The 2,882-nt window shown below is 67.5% G+C and carries 2 protein-coding genes; both read right to left on the bottom strand.

The annotated features are described in order from the left end of the window. On the bottom strand, positions 1-1,022 hold a 1,022-nt coding region (locus ACO2Q4_RS23570), incomplete at its 3' end, for a YeiH family protein (RefSeq protein WP_423322163.1). A 76-nt stretch (positions 1,023-1,098) separates the two neighbouring features. Further along, positions 1,099-2,880 (bottom strand): sulfoacetaldehyde acetyltransferase, encoded by a 1,782-nt coding sequence (xsc, locus tag ACO2Q4_RS23565; protein WP_423322162.1) that lies wholly within the window; start codon positions 2,878-2,880, stop codon positions 1,099-1,101. Positions 2,881-2,882 lie beyond the last annotated feature (2 nt).

The following is a 2,882-nucleotide window of genomic DNA, read 5'->3' as shown; positions in this document are numbered from 1 at the left end:
GCATGGATACCTGTTACGACGACGGCACCGAGGAATACGGTATCTGCGACGAGGAGTGCGATTGCTGCGGGACCGACTTCCAGCATGCGGGCCAGGGATGTCTTGATGCCGACGGCGGCGATGGCGATGAGCAGCGCCCAGCGGCTGAGGATGCCGGCGGCATCGGCCAGGGCCGCCGGGATCATCCCCAGCGAGTTCGCGACCGCCAGCACCAGGAAGCCCAGCACGAAGCCCGGCAGCACGGGCGGGCGCTTGCCCTCGACCTGGTCGGCCAGCCCGCGCGAGCGGATCACCAGCGAGATGCACAAGACCACCGGCGCCAGCATCGAGACCCGGATCAGCTTGACCAGCGTCGCCGTCTCGCCGGCCTCGGGCCCGATCGAGAAGCCCGCGCCCACCACCTGCGCCACGTCATGGATGGTGCCGCCCAGGAACACGCCGCTGTCGCGCGCGTCAAAGCCGAACAGTTGCGCCAGCATCGGATAGACCACCATCGCCACCGTCGACAGCACGGTGACCGAGAGCACGGTGAAGACCAGGTCGCGCTCGGATTTCTCGTGGCGCGGCAGCACCGCCGCGATCGCCATCGCCGCCGAGGCGCCGCAGATCGCGACCGAGCCCCCGGTCAGCAGCGCGAAGCGCCAGTCCCGCCCGACCAGCCGGGTGATGGCCAACGCGAACAGGATCGTCAGCACCACCCCCGTCACCACCAGCGCGACCGCCGCCGCGCCCAGCCCGGCCAGCATCTCGACCGAGATCCGCGCCCCCAGCAGCGCCACCCCAAGGCGCAGCACGGTCTTCGCGGTGAAGCCGATCCCCGGCGCGGTGCGCGAGCCGGCCTCGGACAGGAAGTTCAGCGCCAGTCCCAGCAGCAAGGCCATCAGCATGGCGGGCGCGCCGTAATGCTCGGACAGGAATTGCGCCGTCGCCGCGACCAGCACCGAGACGGCAAAGCCGGGAAACAGCTCCCTCAGGCTGGACTTCAGGCTTTGGCCCCGGCTCTGGGCGGCGGAAAGATGCATGGCAAGGCTCGTCATCGGGTCGGTCCGGATCGAAGGGTCAGCGCGGCCCGGCATGGGTTGCCGGGCCGCGGTTGGGTCACTGCGCGCCTTGCTGCGGGCGCATGTCGGAGGCGTCGATGCCCGCGACCACCACCGGCTTCTTCATCGCGTCGCGGCGGAAGGGCTCGCCCAGTTCCTGGTTCAGCACGACCTCGATGAAGGTGGTCTCGCCCGACTTCATCTGCCGCTCGACCGCGTCATGCAGCGCCGCCGTCAGCTCCTCGGCCCCGCGCACCTGCACGCCATTCGCGCCGCAGGCCTTGGCGATCCCGGCATAGGTGGTGCCGCGGTCCAGCTCGGTGCCGACGAAGTTGTTGTCGTACCACAGCGTCGTGTTGCGCTTTTCCGCACCCCATTGGTAGTTGCGGAAGATCACCATGGTGATCGCCGGCCAGTCGTCGCGGCCGCAGGCGGTCATCTCGTTCATCGAGATCCCGAAGGCGCCGTCGCCGGCGAAGCCGATCACCGGGGTGTCGGGGTTGCCGATCTTGGCCCCCAGGATCGCCGGGAAGCCATAGCCGCAGGGACCGAACAGGCCCGGGGCCAGGTATTTCCGCCCGGCCTCGAAGCTGGGATAGGCATTGCCGATGGCGCAGTTGTTGCCGATGTCGGAACTGACGATCGCCTCCTTCGGCACCGCCTGCATGATCGCGCGCCAGGCCTGGCGGGGCGACATCAGCTCGGCCTCGCGGGTGCGGGCGCCTTCGTTCCATTCGGTGCCCGGATCATCGTCCTCGTGGTCGAGGCTGGACAGTTCCTGCGCCCAGCGGGACTTGGTCGTCGCCACCAGCGCCTTGCGGTCGTCGCGCCCGGCATCGCCTGCATTGTCCGCAAGCTGGCCCAGGATGCCGCGCGCCACCTTGGCCGCGTCGCCCTGGATGCCCACCGTCACCTTCTTGGTCAGGCCGATGCGGTCGGCATTGATGTCGACCTGGATGATCTTGGCGTCCTTGGGCCAGTAATCGATGCCGTAGCCCGGCAGGGTCGAGAACGGGTTCAGCCGCGTGCCGAGGGCGAGGACCACATCCGCCTTCTGGATGATCTCCATCCCGGCTTTCGAGCCGTTATAGCCCAGCGGACCCATGGCCAGCGGATGCGAACCGGGGAAGCTGTCATTGTGCTGGTAGTTCGAGCAGACCGGCGCATCCAGACGCTCGGCCAGCTTGATCAGGTCCGGGATCGCACCCGACAGGACCACGCCCGCGCCCGACAGGATGACCGGGAACTTCGCCTCGCTGAGCAGCCTTGCCGCCTCGGCCACCGCATTCTCGCCGCCCGAGGGGCGCTCGAAGGCCACGACCTGCGGCAGCTCGACATCGATGACCTGGGTCCACATGTCGCGCGGGATGTTCATCTGCGCCGGCGCCGAGTTGCGCCAGGCCTGCATGATGACGCGGTTCAGCACCTCGGGGATGCGCGAGGGGTCGCGCACCTCTTCCTGATAGCAGACGCAATCGGCGAAGAGCCGCATCTGCTCCATCTCCTGGAAACCGCCCTGGCCGATGGTCTTGTTCGCGGCCTGCGGCGTGATCAGCAGCAAAGGCGTGTGGTTCCAGTAGGCGGTCTTGACCGGCGTGACAAACCCCGTCACCCCCGGCCCGTTCTGCGCGATCGCCATCGACATCTTGCCGGTCGAGCGCGAAAACCCGTCCGCCATCAACCCCGCATTCGTCTCATGCGCGCAATCCCAGAACCGGATCCCGGCTTTCGGAAAAAGATCCGAAACAGGCATCATCGCAGAACCGATGATCCCAAATGCCTGATCAATCCCGTGAAGCTGCAATACTTTGACGAAGGCCTCTTCTGTCGTCATTCTCATGG

Origin of the sequence: Paracoccus sp. KR1-242, from assembly GCF_049446195.1 — a bacterium.
Lineage (GTDB): Bacteria > Pseudomonadota > Alphaproteobacteria > Rhodobacterales > Rhodobacteraceae > Paracoccus > Paracoccus broussonetiae.
Note: the sequence above shows the minus strand (reverse complement) of the source record. Positions and strands in the feature narration are given on the sequence as shown.